This window comes from Streptomyces sp. NBC_00316, assembly GCF_036158715.1.
Classification (GTDB): domain Bacteria; phylum Actinomycetota; class Actinomycetes; order Streptomycetales; family Streptomycetaceae; genus Streptomyces.
The window spans coordinates 4,654,842-4,675,158 of the sequence record NZ_CP108023.1 but is presented as its reverse complement, the minus strand read 5'-3'; the positions used below and the strand labels follow the sequence as shown (position 1 = coordinate 4,675,158).

At 70.6% G+C, this 20,317-nt stretch carries 19 protein-coding genes; 11 read left to right on the top strand and 8 right to left on the bottom strand.

The window, feature by feature from the left end:
• Positions 1-461 precede the first annotated feature (461 nt).
• The 5 genes from OG878_RS20795 (at position 462) to OG878_RS20775 (ending at position 4,089) form a co-directional block, all read left to right on the top strand.
• On the top strand, positions 462-626 hold the full coding sequence (locus OG878_RS20795; RefSeq protein WP_176902190.1) for a hypothetical protein: 165 nt from the start codon (positions 462-464) through the stop codon (positions 624-626).
• Positions 627-637: 11 nt separating this feature from the next.
• Entirely contained in the window at positions 638-931 is a 294-nt protein-coding gene (locus tag OG878_RS20790) for a Dabb family protein (protein WP_328888182.1), read from the top strand.
• Between the two features lie 207 nt (positions 932-1,138).
• Positions 1,139-2,038 carry an RNA polymerase sigma factor SigF gene (locus tag OG878_RS20785; RefSeq protein WP_328888181.1) on the top strand — a complete coding sequence of 300 codons (900 nt, stop codon included), beginning with the start codon at positions 1,139-1,141 and terminating at the stop codon, positions 2,036-2,038.
• A 235-nt stretch (positions 2,039-2,273) separates the two neighbouring features.
• The gene (locus OG878_RS20780; protein ID WP_328888180.1) at positions 2,274-3,140 is read left to right on the top strand and encodes an RNA polymerase sigma factor SigF; all 867 of its coding nucleotides are present in this window, start codon (positions 2,274-2,276) and stop codon (positions 3,138-3,140) included.
• Positions 3,141-3,228: 88 nt separating this feature from the next.
• Positions 3,229-4,089: a hypothetical protein gene (locus tag OG878_RS20775; RefSeq protein ID WP_328888179.1), complete on the top strand. Its 861-nt coding sequence runs from the start codon at positions 3,229-3,231 to the stop codon at positions 4,087-4,089.
• 23 nt (positions 4,090-4,112) lie between these two features.
• Here the strand turns inward: OG878_RS20775 and OG878_RS20770 are convergent, their stop codons facing one another.
• On the bottom strand, positions 4,113-4,319 hold the full coding sequence (locus OG878_RS20770) for a hypothetical protein (RefSeq protein WP_328888178.1): 207 nt from the start codon (positions 4,317-4,319) through the stop codon (positions 4,113-4,115).
• A 274-nt stretch (positions 4,320-4,593) separates the two neighbouring features.
• On the opposite strand from OG878_RS20770, the gene OG878_RS20765 reads away from it, so the two are divergent.
• The 5 genes from OG878_RS20765 to OG878_RS20745 all read left to right on the top strand — a co-directional run bounded on the left by OG878_RS20765 (position 4,594) and on the right by OG878_RS20745 (position 10,038).
• On the top strand, positions 4,594-5,115 hold the full coding sequence (locus tag OG878_RS20765) for a MarR family winged helix-turn-helix transcriptional regulator (protein WP_328888177.1): 522 nt from the start codon (positions 4,594-4,596) through the stop codon (positions 5,113-5,115).
• A gap of 23 nt (positions 5,116-5,138) precedes the next feature.
• Entirely contained in the window at positions 5,139-7,622 is a 2,484-nt protein-coding gene (locus tag OG878_RS20760) for an MFS transporter (RefSeq protein WP_328888176.1), read from the top strand.
• Positions 7,623-7,778: 156 nt separating this feature from the next.
• Entirely contained in the window at positions 7,779-8,594 is an 816-nt protein-coding gene (locus OG878_RS20755) for a YceI family protein (protein WP_328888175.1), read from the top strand.
• 9 nt (positions 8,595-8,603) lie between these two features.
• Positions 8,604-9,074 (top strand): PPOX class F420-dependent oxidoreductase, encoded by a 471-nt coding sequence (locus tag OG878_RS20750; RefSeq protein ID WP_328888174.1) that lies wholly within the window; start codon positions 8,604-8,606, stop codon positions 9,072-9,074.
• Positions 9,075-9,087: 13 nt separating this feature from the next.
• Positions 9,088-10,038, top strand: a complete 951-nt coding sequence (locus tag OG878_RS20745; RefSeq protein ID WP_328888173.1) for an NAD(P)-dependent oxidoreductase — start codon at positions 9,088-9,090, stop codon at positions 10,036-10,038.
• 103 nt (positions 10,039-10,141) lie between these two features.
• Here OG878_RS20745 and OG878_RS20740 read toward each other — a convergent pair whose 3' ends face one another.
• Positions 10,142-10,903: a TetR/AcrR family transcriptional regulator gene (locus tag OG878_RS20740; protein ID WP_328888172.1), complete on the bottom strand. Its 762-nt coding sequence runs from the start codon at positions 10,901-10,903 to the stop codon at positions 10,142-10,144.
• A gap of 24 nt (positions 10,904-10,927) precedes the next feature.
• On the bottom strand, positions 10,928-12,451 hold the full coding sequence (locus OG878_RS20735; RefSeq protein ID WP_328888171.1) for an MFS transporter: 1,524 nt from the start codon (positions 12,449-12,451) through the stop codon (positions 10,928-10,930).
• Between the two features lie 146 nt (positions 12,452-12,597).
• Here OG878_RS20735 and OG878_RS20730 point away from each other — a divergent pair, with 146 nt between their 5' ends.
• Positions 12,598-13,437 (top strand): endonuclease/exonuclease/phosphatase family protein, encoded by an 840-nt coding sequence (locus OG878_RS20730; protein ID WP_328888170.1) that lies wholly within the window; start codon positions 12,598-12,600, stop codon positions 13,435-13,437.
• 13 nt (positions 13,438-13,450) lie between these two features.
• On the opposite strand, the gene OG878_RS20725 is transcribed toward OG878_RS20730, so the two are convergent.
• The 5 genes from OG878_RS20725 to OG878_RS20705 form a co-directional block, all read right to left on the bottom strand.
• Positions 13,451-15,604 carry an ArnT family glycosyltransferase gene (locus OG878_RS20725; RefSeq protein ID WP_328888169.1) on the bottom strand — a complete coding sequence of 718 codons (2,154 nt, stop codon included), beginning with the start codon at positions 15,602-15,604 and terminating at the stop codon, positions 13,451-13,453.
• Complete coding sequence (locus OG878_RS20720) at positions 15,601-16,902, bottom strand: bifunctional glycosyltransferase family 2/GtrA family protein (protein WP_328888168.1); 1,302 nt, start codon at positions 16,900-16,902, stop codon at positions 15,601-15,603. The genes OG878_RS20725 and OG878_RS20720 overlap by 4 nt, the downstream gene beginning before the upstream one ends.
• 26 nt (positions 16,903-16,928) lie before the next feature.
• Entirely contained in the window at positions 16,929-18,566 is a 1,638-nt protein-coding gene (locus OG878_RS20715) for a HAMP domain-containing sensor histidine kinase (RefSeq protein ID WP_328891314.1), read from the bottom strand.
• 16 nt (positions 18,567-18,582) lie between these two features.
• Positions 18,583-19,320, bottom strand: a complete 738-nt coding sequence (locus OG878_RS20710) for a response regulator transcription factor (protein ID WP_277327134.1) — start codon at positions 19,318-19,320, stop codon at positions 18,583-18,585.
• Positions 19,321-19,398: 78 nt separating this feature from the next.
• A complete protein-coding gene (locus OG878_RS20705) occupies positions 19,399-20,277 on the bottom strand; it encodes an amidohydrolase family protein (protein ID WP_328888167.1) in 879 nt (292 codons plus the stop codon).
• Positions 20,278-20,317 lie beyond the last annotated feature (40 nt).

The window sequence follows — 20,317 nt, the reverse complement described above, 5'->3', positions numbered from 1 at the left end:
CGGCTTCGACGACGCCCATCGGTACGAGGACTTCAGGAGGCCGCTCGGCCAGCGGCCGATCAGGGTCGAGCAGGCCCATCGCGAAATCGGCGCCCGGGGCGGCCTACGGCACATGGATGAACAAGGCGGACCGGCAAGCGCACTGAGGACGGCCGGCCCCGGGGGTCCACACCGCAGGCGTGCACGGGGACAGGCCGAGACGGTGTGCCCCCTGACAGAAGTGGTGCATCGAGAGCGCGCTGCGGGACGAGGACCGGGCGTGCGTGGTGATGCCGGCGGCGGGGGCTGCGTCGGTCGGCGGTGGTGCAAGGACGGCGAGGCAGCCGCCTGCCTACGAGCATCGAATCGGAGGTGCGATCGAAAATCCATCGGAAACCCCCACCGAAACCCCCATCGGATACGGCCATCCGTGCGGATAGAATCGCCCGACTGCACAGGGGATCGATGGGGAGGCGGGGGCTGTGGTGCAAGCGAAGAAGATCGCGCTCTACATGGTTGTGGTCTTCGTGCTGTACACGATCATCACGTCCCCGGCCCGGGCCGCAGATCTCGTCCAGGTAGGGTTCGAAGGCGTTTCGAGTGCCGCACAGGGCGTCGGCGATTTCATGTCCGAGCTCGTGAAGTAGGAGAACCCCCCATGATCCGCCATCTGGTCCTGTTCAAGCTGAACGACGGCGTACAGCGCGATGATCCGCAGGTCGTCGCCGGGGCGAAGGCGTTCCAGGAGCTGGCGGGGAAGATCCCCGAGGTGAAGTTCTGGGAGTGCGCCTGGAACATCACCGACCGGCCGATCGCGTACGACTTCGCCATCAACTCCGCGGTCGCCGACGAGGACGCGCTGAAGCGCTACGTCGAGCACCCGGCCCATCAGGCCGCCGCCGGACAGTGGCGGTCCTTCGCCACCTGGGTGATCGCCGACTATCCGTTCTGACCCCTCGGTCGTGACGCCCGGACCCCCACGGTCCGGGAACCCCAAGCCCTTCACCGATCCGGTGAGGGGCTTTTCCATGTGTTTAAACCAACTTGACCCCAACACGGGGATGCGCGGTGCTTGCACACAGTGGACCTGTCTTGTGATGCTATGACCGCTTTTGACGGATGAGTTGACCGAAGTTGACCGCGAAGGGGTGGCGTCATCGTGCCGGCCAGTACAGCGCCTCAAGTGCCTCCCCAGACCGCCCAGACCCTCCAGCCAGCCGCGAACATGCAGGCTGTCCAGAACGCGCAAGCGGTACAGACGGAGACACCGGACAGTTCGATGCCGCCCGCCCGGACCCGTGGCGCGGACACCAGGGCGCTCACCCAGGTCCTCTTCGGGCAGCTCAAGGTGCTGGAACCGGGGTCGCCGGAGCACGGCAGGGTGCGGGCGGCGCTGATCGAGGCGAACCTCCCCCTCGTGCGGTACGCCGCGGCACGCTTCCGGAGCCGCAACGAGCCGATGGAGGACGTCGTCCAGGTGGGCACGATCGGCCTGATCAACGCCATCGACCGGTTCGACCCCGAGCGGGGCGTCCAGTTCCCGACCTTCGCGATGCCGACCGTCGTCGGCGAGATCAAGCGGTACTTCCGGGACAACGTGCGGACCGTCCACGTACCGCGACGGCTTCACGAGCTCTGGGTGCAGGTCACCGGCGCCACGGAGGACCTGACGACCGCGCACGGCCGCTCACCCACCACCGCCGAGATCGCCGCACGACTGAAGATCTCCGAGGACGAGGTCCTCGCCTGCATCGAGGCGGGCCGCTCCTACCACGCGACCTCGCTGGAGGCGGCCCAGGAGGGCGACGGACTGCCCGGACTGCTCGACCGCCTCGGCTACGAGGACCCCGCGCTCGCCGGGGTCGAACACCGCGACCTGGTCCGGCATCTGCTCGTCCAGCTGCCCGAACGCGAACAGCGGATCCTGCTGCTGCGCTACTACAGCAATCTGACGCAGTCCCAGATCAGCGCCGAGTTGGGCGTCTCCCAGATGCACGTGTCAAGGCTCCTGGCCCGAAGTTTCGCCCGACTTCGATCCGCAAACAGGATCGAGGCGTAACCGGAACGGGTAGACCGTTCAAGGCCCCCTCCCGGTGGACGGAATGCCGCACACCCCTTGTTAACTGCACGTATTCCACCTTGACTTGTCGACATGTCACTACAGCGTGTTGCCGACATGTGACATTCTGCGTGAACCGCGTTTGCCGCAGCCCCGCCTCCGGTATTCAGGTGGAGGCTGCGTTCCTCCGATGGTCGCGGCTCACCGCGACCGTCCGCGACCTCAAGGGGGTGGCATGTCCGTAGAACAGGGCAGCTCGAAGGTGCTCACGCTCATCAAGAGCGCACCCGCACCCGTTGTGCTCACCAGCTCGCCGGAAGCCATCGACACCCGCACTCTGTCCCGCTCCCTGTTCCTGCGGCTCGCCGCCCTGGGTCCGGCACCGGACCACAACGGACCGGACAGCCCGGAGCGTGCCTATGTGCGGGACACACTCATCGAGCTCAACCTCCCGCTCGTGCGGTACGCGGCGGCGCGGTTCCGGAGCCGTAACGAACCGATGGAGGACATCGTCCAGGTCGGCACGATCGGCCTGATCAAGGCGATCGACCGGTTCGACTGCGAACGGGGTGTGGAGTTCCCGACGTTCGCGATGCCCACGGTCGTCGGCGAGATCAAGCGCTTCTTCCGCGACACGTCCTGGTCGGTGCGGGTGCCGCGCCGGCTCCAGGAGCTGCGGCTCGCGCTGACCAAGACCAGCGACGAGCTGGCCCAGAAGCTCGACCGCTCGCCGACCGTGCCGGAGCTCGCGGCGGCGCTCGGGGTCTCCGAGGAGGACGTGGTCGACGGCCTGGCCGTCGGCAACGCGTACACCGCGTCCTCGCTGGACTCGCCCTCTCCCGAGGACGACGGCGGCGAGGGCTCCCTCGCGGACCGGCTCGGTTACGAGGACTCGGCGCTGGAAGGGGTCGAGTACCGCGAATCGCTGAAGCCGCTGCTGGCCAAACTCCCACCCCGCGAGCGGCAGATCATCATGCTGCGGTTCTTCGCCAACATGACCCAGTCGCAGATCGGCGAGGAGGTCGGCATCTCGCAGATGCACGTCTCGCGGCTACTGACCCGGACCCTGGCCCAGCTCCGGGAAGGACTCATCGCTGACTAGGCGCCGGCAGCACGAGGGGCTCACCGCCGACCACGGAGCCGGTAGCACAGGGGTTCCGAATTGACGGACCGTCAGACACACTGACGCGATGCGACGTCAGACATTCGGCTCGACCGGCCGCCGGGGCACCGTGATCGCCGCCTCGGCGGCCGTGCTGTGCCTGGGCGGCGCGCTCGCCGCCTGCGGCACAGGGACGGGCGACGGTGACGGCTACGTGGCGGTCGGAGCGGCAGGTACGGGGCGGGAGAAGGCGCCCACCGGGCCGGTGGCGCCCTCGGGGAAGGTGACGCTGATCCCGCTGGACGGTTCCGGGAGCGACGGCGGCGGGGGTGCACGGCCGAAGCCGCGCTCCTCCGCGAAGAGCGGCGGCGCGGGGAATGCGGGAAGCCCCGGGGACACCGGCGACGGTACGGACGTCCGTGCGCAAATACCCGGCCCGTCCGGCGCCGCACCATCCGGGGGCACCTCGGGCGGCACCACGGGCACCACGGGCTCCGCGAGCGGCTCGGGCGGAGGCGGGGCCGGCGGCGCAGGTGGTACGAGCGGTACCGGAGGTGCGAGCGGTACGGGCCCGGGCGGCGCGGGAAGCGGCTCGCCCGGCTCCTCCACCCCGTCCGCTCCGGGCACCACGGCACCCGCAGGGCCCGCCGCACTGACGCTGGGCGCACCCGAGCGGGCGGCGGCCGATGACCGCTGGTGCGAGAAGGTGACCGTCGAGTTCCGCAACACCGGCGGCTCACGGATCCGTTCGGGAACGGTCACGTTCGCCACACACATCATCGGCGCGCTCGGGATCGACTGGGCGACCGTGGAAACGACCGCGCCGCTGCCCGCGCCGATCGACGCGGGAGCGGCGCGGAAGAAGACGTACACCGTCTGTGTGGACGCCTGGCGGGTGCCCCTGGGTATGCATGTCGAGACCCGGGACGTCACCGCCGTCTGGAAGTGACGGGTGGAGGGAGACGGAGCCGGTCAGCCGAGCGCGAGCCAGGCGACCGCGCCGAGGACGACGACCACCGCGACGACAGCGAGGATCACTCCGGTCTTCGGTCCGGACGACGCGGCCGGCTGCTGCCGGCGCTGCGGCTCGCCCTCGTCGACGAAGGCGCGGAACATCTGCGTGCTGCCCGCCGGGTCGTGACCCTCGGGACCCTGGGGCGCATGGGGGTTGTGTGCCATGGGCCAGGACCCTAGCGAACTCGGGGGTACGCCCCAACCCCCGGGTCGGTGAAGGGCCGGGGGTGGAGGCGGAGAACCGGTGAACCGCTCCGGCCCGTGGCGCAGGACACATCCGCGCAAAGTCCACCGGCCACACGCTGGGCGTTTGACCCGAACGCTGCACACACTTTTGCGTTCCTTTACTTATGCAAGCCTCATTTCGTTTGCCTGCAGCAACCAACAGTTCTATGGTTGCCCTAAGCAACAAGATGCACAAGATCAGTCTGGGGGTCCCGTGGCCGCACGGAGTCAGTACGAAGAACTGGCCCGGCAGCTCAGCGCCGTCGGGGCCGTCAAGCGAGGAATCGCCCGCATCCTGCCTGCTGAATGTCCTGGCGGATCCGCCGCCGTACTGGCCCTCCTCAGTCAGCACGGCGAAATGCGGATCAGCAGACTCGCGGAGTTGCTGGCCGTCGACATGTCGGTGACCAGCCGTCATGTAGCCCATGTCGCCGAACGTGGCTGGATAGAACGGTCTCCCGACCCAGCGGACAAGCGGTCCCGCATTCTGCGGCTGACCCCCGCGGGAGTCGACGCACTCGTCGACCTGAACCTGCGGATCACCGACATGTTCGCCCAGCACCTTCAGGAATGGTCCGACGACGAGGTCGGACAGCTCAACACGCTGTTGGCCCGGCTGCGTGACAGTTTCGCCAGCCGCGGCTCCGGTGGGTGCGCCCCCGGAAAGCACAGCCATGAATGCCGTTCACGGCCCGCCGACAGCGACGACGACGCGCACACCCGTACACCCGTGTAACAGAAGCAAAGCAAAGGATCTCAATGGCTACGACCACACCGACCGGTGTGCGGGGCGGCCACGCCAAGCACGGAGGAAGTCCTTCCTCCGACGGCACGCCGATGACACACCGGCAGATCATGGAAGCACTGACCGGGCTGCTGCTCGGCATGTTCGTCGCGATCCTGTCGTCGACCGTCGTCTCCAACGCTCTTCCCGAGATCATCTCGGACCTCGGCGGCGGCCAGTCCGCGTACACCTGGGTCGTCACGGCCTCGTTGCTCGCGATGACGGCCACCACGCCTCTGTGGGGCAAGCTCTCCGACCTGTTCAGCAAGAAGCTGCTGGTCCAGATAGCTCTGATCATCTATGTCGCGGGCTCGGTCGTCGCCGGTCTGTCGACCAGCAGCGGCATGCTCATCGCCTGCCGTGTCGTGCAGGGCATAGGCGTCGGCGGTCTCTCCGCCCTCGCCCAGATCGTGATGGCCGCGATGATCGCCCCGCGTGAGCGCGGTCGCTACAGCGGCTACCTCGGCGCGGTCTTCGCCGTCGCCACCGTCGGTGGCCCGCTCCTCGGCGGTGTCATCACCGACACCAGCTGGATGGGCTGGCGCTGGTGCTTCTACGTCGGTGTGCCGTTCGCGGTCATCGCACTGATCGTGCTCCAGAAGACCCTGAAGCTCCCGGTCGTCAAGCGCGAGGTCAAGGTCGACTGGACGGGCGCATTCTTCATCAGCGCGGCCGTCTCGCTGCTGCTGCTCTGGGTGACCTTCGCGGGCAACAAGTACGACTGGATGTCCTGGCAGACCGCCGCGATGCTGGCCGGCTCCGTGGTGCTCGCCATCCTCTTCGTCTTCACGGAGACGCGAGCCAGCGAGCCGATCATCCCGCTGCGCCTCTTCCGTAACCGCACCATCACGCTGGCCTCGGTCGCCTCGCTGTTCGTCGGTATCGCGATGTTCGCGGGCACCGTCTTCTTCAGCCAGTACTTCCAGCTGGCGCGCGGCAAGTCGCCGACGATGTCCGGCGTCATGACGATCCCGATGATCGCCGGTCTGTTCCTCTCGTCGACCATCTCCGGTCAGATCATCACCAAGACCGGCCGCTGGAAGGCCTGGCTGGTCAGCGGTGGCTTCCTGGTCACCGCCGGGCTCGGGATGCTCGGCACCATCAGGTACGACACGGAGTACTGGCACATCGCGATCTTCATGTTCGTGATGGGTCTCGGCATCGGCATGATGATGCAGAACCTGGTGCTCGCCACACAGAACCAGGTCGCCCCGTCCGACCTCGGCTCGGCCAGCTCCGTCGTCACCTTCTTCCGTTCGCTCGGTGGTGCGATCGGCGTCTCGGCGCTGGGCGCCGTCCTGGCGAACCGCGTCACCCAATACGTCAAGGACGGCCTCACGGACCTCGGTCCGAAGGGCGCTGCCCTGGGCCACGGCGGTACCGGCGGCGGGGGCATCCCCGACCTGGACAAGCTGCCCGCACCCTTCCGTACGATCGTGGAGAGCGCCTACGGCCACGGTGTCGGCGATGTCTTCCTGTACGCCGCTCCGGCCGCGCTGGTCGCCTTCCTGATCACGATCTTCATCAAGGAGGTCGCGCTGAAGACGAACGCCGCGAACGACGCCCCGGCGGAGGCCGAGGTTCCCGCCGCGGTGCTCGCGGAGGTCCCGTCCGGTGCCGCCGCGCTGGTCTCCGAGGGCGCGGCCGGGGTCACCTCGGTCGACACGCTCGAAGCCACGGCCGCAACCGCGCCGGGCACGGCGGTGCGCGGTGTGGTGCGGGGCGCCGAGGGCGTACCCGTGGCCGGTGCCGCCGTCACGCTCATCTCGCTGGGCGGCCGGCAGCTCGGGCGCTCCGTCGCCCAGGCCGACGGCAGCTACGGTCTGGAGGCGCCGGGCTCCGGCAGCTACGTCCTGATCGCATCCGCCGACGGTTTCCAGCCGCAGGCGTCCACCGTGGTCGTCGGTGACGAGCAGCTGTCGTACGACATCCTGCTCGTCGGTACGAGCGGCCTGACCGGGACCGTGCGGGCCGCCGAGAGCGGTGCTCCGGTCGACGGCGCCATGGTCATCGTGACCGATGTCCGCGGCGATGTGCTGGCCACCGGCAAGTCCGCCGAGAGCGGCGAGTTCGCCTTCGCCGAGCTGGTGCCCGGTGCGGTGACCGTCGCGGTGAACGCCACCGGGTTCCGTCCGCTGGCGCTGCCGGTGGAGATCGGCGGCCAGGGCGTCACCCGGGTCGACGTCGCCCTGCAGGCGGGTGCGCTCGTCCAGGGTGTCGTGCGGGCCGGTGCCGCCCGGCGGCCGCTGCCCGACGCCCGCGTCACGCTGATCGACGCTGCGGGCAATGTGGTCGCCTCCTCGACGACCGGGGAGGACGGGGCGTACGCCTTCGCCGACCTGGATGCGGGCGAGTACTCGGTCATCGCGACCGGCTACCCGCCGGTGGCCGGCGCGCTGACCGTGGCCGGTCGCGGGGTCGACGGCCACGACATCGAGCTCGCCCACCCCGGCGAGTGACCGAGTAACAAGGACCCCTGGCGGGCAGCGCCTCGAGCGGAGAGGCTGCCCCCGGTGGAAATGGGCCCCGGTGGTGGGGACGGCAGGCAGGGGACGGCCTGCCGTCCCCGCCCCGGGGCCCGACTCATTGAGTCATGGAGCAAGGAGAGAAACGGGATGGGACTTCGCGCACAGGTACGGACGCGGGACGGCTGGGCCGTCCAGCACGCGGTCGTGACGCTGACCGACATGACCGGCAACCAGGTGCTGCGAGCCGCCGCCGACGAGGACGGGGCGGTCCGGAGCGACACTCAGCTGCCCGCCGGCGCGTACACGGTGATCGTGACGGCCGTCGGGTACGCCCCCGCCGCCTCGACCGCCCTCGTCACGGCGAGCGGCCGGGTCGAGGCGGGCACGGTGGTGCTGTCCCGCCAGGGCGGCGTGGAGCTGCCGCCGCCGGGGGCCTGGTCGCTGGACCCGGCGCACTGCACGGTGGGCGCGGTCGCGCAGCACCTGGGGATCTCCAGCGTGCACGGCCGGTTCACCGAGTTCAGCGGCCGGATCGAGATCGCCGAGGAGCTCCACCGGTCCCGGGTCGACGCCGTCATCAGCGCGGCCAGCATCGACACCGGCAACGGCATGCGGGACAAGCACCTGCGGTCGCCGGACTTCCTCGACGCGGACCGGTTCCCGGAGATCGCGTACCGCTCCGACGGGCTGGACCCTGCCGGTCCCGACCGCTGGACCGTGCACGGCGAGCTGACCATGCGCGGTGTCGCGCGCAGGGTCGACCTGAACCTGAGCTATCTCGGCACCGGTCCCGACCCGTGGGGCGGGATGCGCGCGGCGTTCAGCGCCACGGCCGAACTGCGCCGTGACGACTTCGCCATGAACTACAACCAGGTGGTCCAGGCCGGCATCTCGGCGATCGGTACGACGCTCCGGGTCGAACTGGACATCCAGGCCGTGCAGGGTGAGTCACTGCCGTCGTAGTCTGCGGACATGGCACCCAACATCGCGACCAACACCGCCGTGGACCTCGATGAGTTGCTGGCATTCGTACGGCCCCGGCACCGGGCGATCCTGCTGACGACCCGGTCCGACGGCCGCCCCCAGGGCTCCCCGCTCACCTGCGGCGTCGACGACTCGGGCCGGATCGTCGTCTCGACGTACCCCGAACGGGCCAAGACCCGTAACGCGAAGCGGGACGCGCGCGTGAGCGTGCTCGTCCTGTCGGACGACTGGAACGGGGCGTGGGTGCAGATCGACGGCTCGGCCGAGGTGATCGACGCGCCCGAGTCCGTGGAGCCGCTCGTCGAGTACTTCCGGAACATCTCGGGGGAGCACCCGGACTGGGACGAGTACCGGGCGGCGATGGTGAAGCAGGGCAAGTCGATCATCCGGATCACTCCGGAGCGGTGGGGGCCGATCGCCACGGGCGGATTCCCCGCCCACCTGGCACCCGGCAGCTGACGGCTGTTCCAGGATGCGGGAGAACATTCCGCCGCCGGGTCTGCTAGCGCAGGCCCGGCTGCTGGCCGCACCGGCCGTCGGGGCCTCCGTCGTCCGCGGTCTGGAGGAGATCACCGGCCACCCGGTCGAACAGGGTTTCCCCGGCACACCGCCGGAGGAGCCCTTCATCTGTGTCGGGGCCACCCTGCCGCAAACGCTGCGGGACGGGCCGCTGGTCTGGTTCCACAGCGTGAACGCCGGTACGGACGCCCTGCTGAGCGCCGGGCCGTGGCCGCCCGGGGTGCTGCTCACCCGGACGGTCGGCCGCATGGGTGAGCGGATCGCCCAGTACGTGCTGGCCTGGGTGCTCGCCGACTGCCAGTCCGTCCCCGAGTTCGCCGCCCAGCACGCACGGGCTGAATGGCGCCGCCTCCCCTCCGAACTCGTCTCCGGGCAGACGGCCGTGATCTACGGGACGGGTCGCATCGGCTCGGCCGTCGCCTGCCTGCTGCGGGCGTGCGGCATCCGGACCGTGGGGGTGGGGCGCGGGTCACGTGCGGCGCCTGCGGGCTTCGACCGGGTCGTCGGGGCCGGTGACGACGCCGGGCCGCTCGCGTCCGCGCGCTGGGTGGTCTCCACGCTGCCGCTGACCCCCGCCACGGCCGGGTTCTTCGGAGCGGACCGGTTCGCGGGCATGGGTGGTGCCACGTTCATCAATGTCGGCAGGGGCGCGACGGTGGACATGCGGGCGCTGGAGGCCGGGCTGCACTCCGGTGCGGTGGGCGGGGCTGTGCTCGACGTGCTGCCCGAGGAACCCGCCGCCCCCGGCGACCGCGGCTGGCGGCTGCCTCGCACGGTGATCACCTCGCACTCAGCGGGCATCACGGCGGACGCAGACATCCTCACGGACTTCGCCGCGTGCTGGGAGGCGTTGGCGGCGGGGCGGGTGCCGGGGACGGCCGTGGACGTGGGGCGCGGGTACTGACGGGTGCGGGACCCGCTCGACAGGGTCCGGGGGCTCCCGCCGGGATCGTGCCGGGCCGGCGGCGTCCCCGCCCCCTGTACCGGCCTGATCCCGACGAAGGACCTCAGCGGTCCCGCATCGCCTCGATGCCCGCGATCAGCAGGTCCAGGGCGAAGTCGAAGTCCCGCTCGCGCATCTCCTCGACCGTGTCGCCGCCACGGGCGTCCATCAGGTCCTGCGACGACTCGACCATCCGGCTGAACTGCGGCTGGGCCCGGATCGTACCCATGGCCTGCTGGAAGAACTCGTCCTGGCTGAGTCCCGCCGCCGCGGAACGCTGTACGAAATGGCCCTCGATGGTGCCGAATCCGTACACGAACTGGAAGACCGCGGAGAGCGCTCCCGTCTGCCGGTGCAACGGCAGCCCCGTCGCCCGGATCACGTCCTGGACGGCGTACGAGAACAGCATCGAGTGCGGGCCGATATTGAGGAAGTGACCCGCGAGCGGCGACACCCAGACGTGCCGGACCAGCAGTTCCCGATAGGTGGTGGCCAGTTCACGCAGCCGGTCGTGCCAGTGCGCGCCCTCCTCCCGGGGAGGCGTGATCTCGCGGTAGACCGAGTCGAGGGCCAGCTCCAGCAGGTCGTCCTTGGTGTCGACGTACCAGTAGAGGGACATCGCGGTGACGTCCAGCTCGGCGGCGAGCCTGCGCATGGAGAACTTGGCGAGGCCCTCGGCGTCCAGCAGCCGTACCGTTGCCGCGGTGATCTTCTCGCGGTCGAGGCCGGCCGGCTGGTCGGCCCTGCGCGTGCGCGAGGGTGCCCGCTGGTCGAGCCAGACGCTGGTCCGGGCGGGGCTCTTCACACGGTCGGCCGCGGACGCCATGACGCGCTCTCCTCGTCTTCCGGACTATGCCGCTTTCGCAGCCGGTTCTTCCTGTGCCGATTCTGCCCGCTCCGCACGCCGCAGGAGCACGGCGGCGAGCAGGCCGCCGGCCAGCACCGCCACGGCTCCGACCAGCTGGCTGGCCTGCAGACCGGCCGAGAACGCGTCCGTGATGCGCTGCCGCTCCGCGTCCCCGCCGGCCGCAGCGAGTGCGGCGGGCAGCGAGGCGGCCCCGACCGCTGCCGGTACGAGCGCGGCGAACCGCGAGTTGAGGACCGCACCGAGCACCGCGACCCCGAGCCCGTTGCCGCATTCGGCGAGCGTGCCGTTGACCCCGGCGCCCACACCCGCCTTCTCCGGCGGGATGGCGCTCATGATGGCGTTGGCCATGGCGGGCATGGCGAGGGCGATGCCCGCACCCATCACGACCAGACCCACCAGCATTCCGCCGTACCCGCCCCCGCCGAACAGCGCGATCGCGGCCAGCCCGGCGGCCAGCAGGCCCATCCCGGAGGCGATCGTGACGGGCGCGCCCAGCTTGGGTACCAGCCTGGCGCCCACTCCCGTGAGGTTGAGCGCGACGACGCTCAGCGCCAGCGGAGCCGTACGCAGGCCCGCCTCCAGCGGCCCGTAGCCGAGGACGAACTGGAGCTGCTGGGTGAGCAGGAAGAGCGAGCCGCCCATCCCGAAAGCCACCAGGATCGCGCCCGCGACCGCCCCGATGAACTTCTGGTTCCGGAAGAAGTGCATGTCCAGCATCGGGTACGGGATGTGCAGCTCCCAGAGCGCGAATCCGGTCAGCACGGCGACGCCGGTGAAAGCGGTGAGCAGGACCCGGCCCGAGGTCCAGCCGTACCCCGGTCCGGAGATGATCGCGTAGACGACGGCGGCCATGCCGACGGTGGAGAGCAGCGCGCCGAGCAGATCGGGGCGGTCACCACGCGGGTTCTTGGACTCCGGTACGAGCCGGACCACGGCGATCAGGCCGACGACCGCGACCGGCATGTTGACCAGGAAGATTGCGCCCCACCAGAAGTGGGCGAGCATGACCCCGCCGATCAGCGGCCCGACGGCGAACCCGAGCGAGTTGACGGTGGACCAGATGCCGATCGCCTTCACGCGCTCGGTGTCGCCGAAGGTCTGGACGACGACGGCCAGGGTCGTGGTGATCAGCAGCGCGCCGCCGACACCCATGCCGGCCCGGGCGGCGATCAGCTGCCCGGACGACTGGGCGAGCCCCGCCACCAGCGAACCGGCGCCGAACAGCGCGAGCCCCGCGAGCAGCATCTTCTTGCGGCCGTACCGGTCGGCGGAGCTGCCCGCGGTGAGCAGCAGACCCGACTGGACGAGCGAGTACGCGTTGATCATCCACTGCACATCGGCGGTGGACGCGTCGAGTTCCCGGGTGAGGGAAGGGATCGCGACGTTGAGGACCGTGTTGTCGAGCAGCACGGTGAGCTGGGCGAGGCAGATGACGCCGAGGATCAGCCAGCGTTGCGGGTGGGCGGGGGGCGCGAGCCGGTTCCCGGCGGCTGTGGTCGCCGTCATGCGGGCTCCTTGGGCCTATGGAGGTCTTCTACGGTGTACGAGCCATGCGTTGTACACCGTAAAATATCTCTCTTACGGTGTACAAGCGACTTTCCCGCGGTACGGTGCTCGGCGCTGATCCAAAGGCCTTGGGACCGGGGAGTGATATGTCACTGCGTCGTCGTACGGTGGAAGTCCTGATCGCCGCGGGCCTGTTGGGGGTCGCCGCCGTCCCGCCCGCCGGAGCTGCCGGGCAGGGCCGTCCGGTGCCGCTGCGCGTCGCCACGTACAACATCCATGCGGGCGCCGGCATGGACAACGTCTTCGATCTGGACCGGCAGGCAGCCCAGCTCCGTGCGCTGGACGCCGATGTGATCGGGCTTCAGGAGGTCGACGTCCACTGGGACACCCGCAGTCAGTGGCGTGATGTCGCGGCCGAGCTGGCCGAACGGCTGGACATGCAGGTGTCGTTCGCCCCGATATACAGCCTCGATCCCACGACACCGGGGGCGCCGCGACGCGAGTACGGCGTCGCGGTGCTGTCCAGGTACCGGATCGTGAGCGCCGAGAACCACGAGATCACCCGGCTCTCCACCCAGGTCCCCGATCCCGTGCCGGCGCCCGCGCCCGGCTTCGGTGAGGTGGTCGTACGGGTGAAGGGGGTGCCCGTGCATGTGTATGTGACGCACCTCGACTACCGCTCCGACCCGTCCGTACGGATGGCGCAGGTCGCGGACACCCGGCGGATCATGGCGGAGGACCGGGGGCGGAAGGTGCTGCTCGGCGACTTCAATGCGGAACCGGGCGCCCCGGAACTGGCCCCGCTGTGGGACGAGCTGGCCGATGCCGACCCGGGCGCGCCGACCTTCCCCGCGCTGGACCCGGTGAAACGGATCGACTTCGTGGCGGTGTCCAAGGACGGCGTGCGGGTGCGCGACGCGGCGGTGGCCGAGACGCTCGCCTCGGACCACCGCCCGGTTGTCGCCGATCTGCTGCTCCGGCGCTGACGGCCGGTTCGGATCAGCCCGTGGGTCGGGTCAGGTCGTAGAAGGTCGCAGTTCCCACGGTGACCTTCTCGAAGGTGTCCTCGACCCACGCGCTGATCTCGGACGAGGTGCCGCTGTTTCCGCCACCGCCGCCCATCCCGCCCGTGCCGCTCGAAATGAAGTAGTGGATCTCCCCGTCCTCGACGTACTCCTTGAACCGGGCGAGCGTCGGGGACGGGTCACTGCCGTTGAAACCGCCGATGGCCATCACCGGGTCGCCGGTGGCGAGCTGGTAACTGGCGGCGTTCTGCGAGCCGATGGCCGCGGCTGCCCAGGTGTAGGCGCCGGCGTCCTGCTCCAGGAGTTTCCTGGCCCGGGAGCTGACGGAGGAGCCGTTGAGCAGGCCGCCCATCCCGCCGCCTCCGCCCGTGCCGCCTTCGGCCATGCCACCGGGGCCGCCGCCCGGCATGCCGTTCTGCTGCCGGCCGTTCTGCTGATTGCCCTGGCCCTGGCCCTGGAGGCCGCCGCCCGGGAAGCCGCCCTGGCCGCCGGCCGGCGGCCGGCCCATGCCGCCGCCCTGCTGAGTGGCCTGGCCGTTCCGGCTGTTCCGGCCCGGAGGCTGCATTCCCCCGCCACCGGGACCGCCCCGGCCGCCACCGCCCATCATGGAGGCGCCCGCCGGGCCGGCCGTGACGATCGAGCCCTGGTGCCCGGTGTCCAGCGTGCTGACGGTGTACGCCGTCGGCCCGGCCAGTGACGCGACGAACCCGATGCCCGCCGCCGCCAGCGCCAGTCGGCGTCCGGCCCGGCCCGCGAGCAGCAGGCCCACCGCGGCCACGAGACCGCCGATCAGGACGGCCTGGCGCAGCCACGGCAGGTAGTCTGGGGTCCGCCCCAGCAGGACGTACGACCAGCCCGCCGTCACGGCGACCGTCGCGCCGAGCAGTCCGCTCGCCGCCCACGTGGCCCGCTCCTCCCACAGGATCGTGACGCCCATGCCGACGAGCGCCGCGATGTAGGGGGCCAGGGCGACCGTGTAGTACTGGTGGAAGATGCCGGCCATGAAGCTGAAGACGACCGCGGTCATCAGCAGCGAGCCACCCCAGGCGAGGAAGGCCGCCCGGGCGGTGTCCGTCCGCTTCGCCTTCCAGGTGAGCCAGAGGCCCGCGGCCAGCAGGATCAGCGCGGCGGGCAGCAGCCAGGAGATCTGGCTGCCGATCTCCGAGTTGAACATCCGGCCGATGCCGGTCTCGCCCCACTGCCCGCCGGCCTGGCCGCCGCCTCCCCCTCCCACGCTGCCGGTCTCGTCGCCGTTGATCCGGCCGAGCCCGTTGTAGCCGAAGGTCAGCTCCAGGAAGGAGTTGTTCTGCGAACCGCCGGTGTACGGACGGGAGGAGGCGGGCCAGAGTTCGACGATCGCCACCCACCAGCCGCCCGCGACGACCATCGCGAGCGCCGCCAGCCCGAGTTGACCGAACCGCTTCCGTACCGTCGTCGGCGCGCACACCGCGTACAGCACGGCCAGCGGCGGCAGGATCAGGAACGCCTGCAGGGTCTTCGACAGGAACGCGAGCCCGACCGCGACCCCGGCCCACACCAGCCACTTGGTCCGGCCGTTCTCCAGCGCGCGCAGCACGCAGTGGACGGTCACAGTCATCAGCAGCGCGAGCAGCGCGTCCGGGTTGTTGAAGCGGAACATCAGCGCGGCGACGGGCGTGAGTGCGAACACCGTCATCGCGATCAGTCCGGCGGCAGCGCTGAACCGGCGGCGCACCGCTGCGTACAGGACCCCGGCCGTCGCCACCCCCATCAGCACCTGCGGGGCAAGGATCGCCCACGAGCCGAGGCCGAAGATCCGCACCGACAGGGCCATCGGCCAGAGGGTGGCCGGGGGCTTGTCGACGGTGATGGCGTTGGCCGCGTCCAGCGAACCGAAGAAGAACGCCTTCCAGCTCTGGCTGCCTGCCTGCACGGCCGCGGAGTAGAAGGAGTTGGCGTAACCGGAGGCGCTGAGATTCCACAGATACGCCAGCGCAATGGCCAGCAGCAGGGCGAGGAACGCGGGCCTTGCCCAGCGCGGGTCCTCGGGCCTGCCGCGCCGTACGCGCCGCAGGAACGGCTCGTCCGCTGCCGGTACGGCCGTGGCCGGCGGTGCCGGAAATCGGTCGGTGTGATGCAGGGTGGTCATCGGACGTTCCCCAGTTCGTGGTGAGTGTCGTCGGCGCGGCCGGCCGCGGGGGCCCGGTCCGGGAAGACCCAGGCGCGGAAGAGCAGGAAGCGCAGCACCGTCGCCGCGAGGTTGGCCGCGATCAGCACGGCGAGTTCCGTCCCGTGCGAGGGAGACCCGGACGCCGCGCCCAGCGCCGCGAGCGAGCCGCTGGTCAGCGCGAGGCCGACGGCGAAGACGACGAGGCCCTGCGCCTGATGGCGTACCGCGCCGTTCCGGCCGCGTACGCCGAAGGTGAGCCTCCGGTTGGCTGCCGTATTGGCGACGGCCGAGACCAGCAGCGCACCGCCGTTGGCGATCTGCGGGCCGGCTCCCAGCCGGAAGAGCGAGTACAGGGCGAGATAGAAGAGCGTGGAGAGCGCGCCCACGACACAGAACCCGACCAGCTGCCGGGCCAGGCCGCCCGGCACACCGCTCAGCCCGCGGTCGCGCGGATCGTCCCCGAAGGGCCGGGCGAGACGGTCCAGCGGCAGCGCGCCGACGGCCAGCGCCCGCCCCACCCGCCACACGCCTTTCAGGTCCTCGGTGGCCGTCCGCACGATGTGGACCGTGGAGTCGGGGTCGTCGACCCAGTCGACCGGCACCTCGTGGATGCGCAGCCCGGCCCGCTCGGCGAGGACCAGCATCTCGGTGTCGAAGAACCATCCGGTGTCCTCGACCATCGGCAGCAGCCGCTGTGCGACGTCCCGCCGAATGGCCTTGAACCCGCACTGCGCGTCGCTGAACCGCGCGGCCAGCGACGAACGGAGGATGAGGTTGTAGGCCCGCGAGATGAACTCCCGCTTCGACCCCCGCACCACCCGCGAACTGCGGGCCAGCCGCGATCCGATGGCCAGGTCCGAATGCCCGGAGATCAGCGGGGCGACGAGCGGGAGCAGAGCGTTGAGGTCGGTGGAGAGATCGACGTCCATATAGGCGAGGACCGGGGCGTCCGACTCCGACCAGACGGTACGCAGCGCCCGCCCGCGCCCCTTCTCCTCCAGCCGGTACGAACGGCATCGCGGGAGGATCGCCGCCAGCCGGGCCGCCACCTCGGGCGTGCGGTCGGTGCTCGCGTTGTCGGCGACGGTGATCCGGAAGGCGTACGGAAAGGTGCGCACCAGATGGTCGTGCAGGCGCAGCACACAGGTTTCGAGGTCCTTCTCCTCGTTGTAGACGGGTACCACCACATCGAGGACGGGGGCACCTGCCGCGTCGACCGCTCCGGCCAGGAGATGCTCCCGGGCCGGCAAGGTGCTCCAAGAAGAGTCGGTTCGCATGGGGTCGACAGTCGCCAACCCCGCTGTCACACCGGTGTGATGGGCCTGTGGGAGGGCTGTGAGTCGGTACGGACCGGCAGAACCGCAGTCCGCGCCGCAGGCACGACCGCCACCGGCACCGCCGGCAGATGGACGGCGAAGACCGTGCACCCCGGCACCGACCGCACCTCCACCCGGCCGCCGTGCGCGGTGACGACGGCCTGCACGATGGCGAGACCGAGCCCGGTGGAACCGGCGCTGCGCGAGCGCGACGCGTCGCCGCGCGCGAACCGTTCGAAGACGTGCGGCAGCAGCTGCGCCGGGATTCCCGGCCCGTCGTCCTGCACCTCCAGCGTCACCCACGGATGCGCGGCCCCGGTCCGCACGCGTGCGGTGACGGTGGTGCCGGGCGGGGTGTGCGTACGCGCATTGGCCAGCAGATTGACCAGCACCTGGTGGAGCCTGGTCGGATCGGCGTGCACGGTCGCGGGCTCGTCGGGCAGCTCCAGCCGCCAGTGGTGACCCCGTTGCCCGGCTGCCCGGGCATCGCTCACCGCATCGACGACGATCGGCGACAGATCAGTGCTCTCGTACGAGAGCGGGCGCCCGGCATCGAGGCGGGCGAGGAGCAGCAGGTCCTCCACCATGCCCGTCATCCGCTCCGCCTCGGACTCGATCCGTCCCAGCGCGTGCCGGGTGTCGGGACCGGTCTCCTCGCGTCCGCGCCGGGTCAGTTCGGCGTAACCGCGGATCGAGGCCAGCGGCGTCCGCAGCTCGTGGCTGGCGTCCGCGACGAACTGCCGCACCCGTATCTCGCTCTCCTGGCGCACCGCCAGCGCCGAACCGACATGGCCCAGCATCCGGTTGAGCGCGGCGCCCACCTGTCCCACCTCGGTCCGCGGATCCGCCTCGGCGTCCGGGACCCGTTCCAGGGGCGCCACCTCACCGCTGTGCAGCCGGAGCTCGGAGACCCGGGTGGCGGTCGCGGCGACCCGGCGCAGCGGCCGCAGCGCGACCCCGACCATGGCCGCCCCGGCGATTCCGGCGGCGATCAGCCCGGCCCCGGTGACGCAGACCTCGACGAGGATCAGCGTGGTGAGGGCACGGCGCACCTCGGCGGCGGGAATGCCCACGAGGACGGTCGTCCCGTCCGCCCCCTCGACGGCCTTCACGCGGTACGAGCCGAGTCCGGGCAGATCGACGCTCCGCACCCCGTCCCCGACCTCGACGTGCGCCGCCTCCAGGGCCTTCTCCTCCGCACCCTTCAGCGGCCTCTCACCGGCCGCGGCGGTCTGTTCGAGGGCGGCGGAATTGTCCTGGACCACGCTCGACACGGTGATCGAACCGTCCACGGACACCGCGCCGAGCGTGCCGAAGGGCTGTCCGCGGGCGTCGATGAAGGCCAGCGGGTCGCCGTCCGGACCGCCACCGGGCATCGGCAGCTCCCGCGCGCCTGCGCCCGCACCGCCACCGCCGCCCGGCGGCTTCGAGGCGCGCATGGCGATGGAACCCAGCTGGTCGTCGAGCTTGCCGTACATATAGCTGTGGAAGGCGATGGTGGTCACCGAACCGATCACCGAGGCCACCACGGCGATGAGCGTCACCGCGGACACCACCAGCCGGGTCCGCAGCGTCCACGGCCCTCGTCCCCACCGCGCTCCGCGCCGCCGCGCCCCACGGCTCACCGGGCTGTTCACCGCGCTATTCACCGGGCTTGATGAGATATCCGGCCCCGCGCCGGGTGTGGATCATCGGCGTCCGTCCGGCGTCGATCTTCTTGCGCAGATACGAGATGTACAGCTCGACGACGTTCGCCTGTCCGCCGAAGTCGTAGTTCCACACGCGGTCCAGGATCTGCGCCTTGCTCAGCACCCGGCGCGGATTGCGCATCAGGAAACGCAGCAGCTCGAACTCGGTCGCGGTGAGGTGGATGGAGGTCGTCCCCCGGCTCACCTCATGGCTGTCCTCGTCGAGCACCAGGTCACCGACGACGAGCGTCGACTCGCTCCGTACCGCCGCCGTCCCCGAGCGCCGGATCAGCCCGCGCAGCCGCGCCACGACCTCTTCCAGGCTGAACGGCTTGGTCACATAGTCGTCGCCGCCCGCCGTGAGCCCGGCGATCCGGTCCTCCACCGAGTCGCGCGCGGTCAGGAACAGCACCGGAACCTCGGAGAGTTCCCGGCGCAGCTTGCCGAGCACCGAGAGCCCGTCGGTGTCCGGCAGCATCACGTCGAGGATCACCGCGTCGGGCCGGAATTCGCGCGCCATCCGGACGGCGCCCGCCCCGTCCCCGGCACTGCGCACCTCCCAGCCCTCGTAGCGCAGGGCCATGGAGAGCAGCTCGGCGAGCGGTGCCTCGTCGTCCACGACCAGCACGCGGACGGGATTGCGGTCCGGCCTCAGCAGTTCGGTACGCCCCTGGGGCGTGGTCGTCGTCATGCCTCAACCCTGTGGGACGCCTCTGAGAGGCCCCTTTCCCGATTCTGTGAATTCCCTGAGAAACCGGGAGACGCCGGCTCAGGGCCCGTCGAACAGCGCGTGCGCGTTCCCGTGGCAGACCGCCCGCAACCACGCGTCCCCCAACTCCAGCCGCTCCAGTGCGTGCAGCTGATGCGCATACGGATACGGGATGTTCGGGAAGTCCGTCCCCAGCAGGATCCGGTCCCCGAGATCGGCGAGCCGCCCCCGCTCCGCCGCCGGGAACGGCGAGAGGTCCTCCGAGAAGTCCGTGAACGCCATCGTCGTGTCGAGCCGCACCTCGGGGTACTGCTGCGCCAGCGCCAGGAAGTCCGCGTACTCGGGCATCCCCATGTGAGCCACCACCAGCCGCAGCCGCGGATGGCGGGCGAGCAGCCGGCCGATCGGCTCGGGCCCGGTGTACTTGCCGGGTGCGGGACCCGAACCGCAGTGCATCACGACCGGCACCGCAGCCTCCGCCAATAGCCCCCAGACCGGTTCGAGCAGCGGATCGTTCGCGTCGTAGGCCCCGACCTGGAGGTGCGACTTGAAGACCCGCGCGCCCGCCTCGACCGCCTCGCGGACGTAACGCTCCACGCCCTCCTCGGGGAAGAGCGTCGCGGTGTGCAGACAGTCGGGCACCCGCTGCGCGAAGTCGGCCGCCCAGCCGTTGAGCCAGGCCGCCATGCCCGCCTTGTGCGGGTAGAGCATCGAGGTGAACCGCCGCACGCCGAAGGACCGGAGCAGCGCCAGCCGTTCGTCCTCGTCGTGCCGGTAGGCGATCGGCCACTCCATGCCGGTCAGCGGGCCGGCCGAGTCGAAGTACGCCCACACCTTGCGGAGCACCTGCTCCGGCATGAAGTGCGTATGGACGTCGATCAGCCCCGGCAGCCCGAGCCGCTCCCAGAACCGCGCCACGTCATCGCTGTCGTTCTCCACCACGCACTCCTCGTCCGACCCGGGCCGACCCGGGCCGACC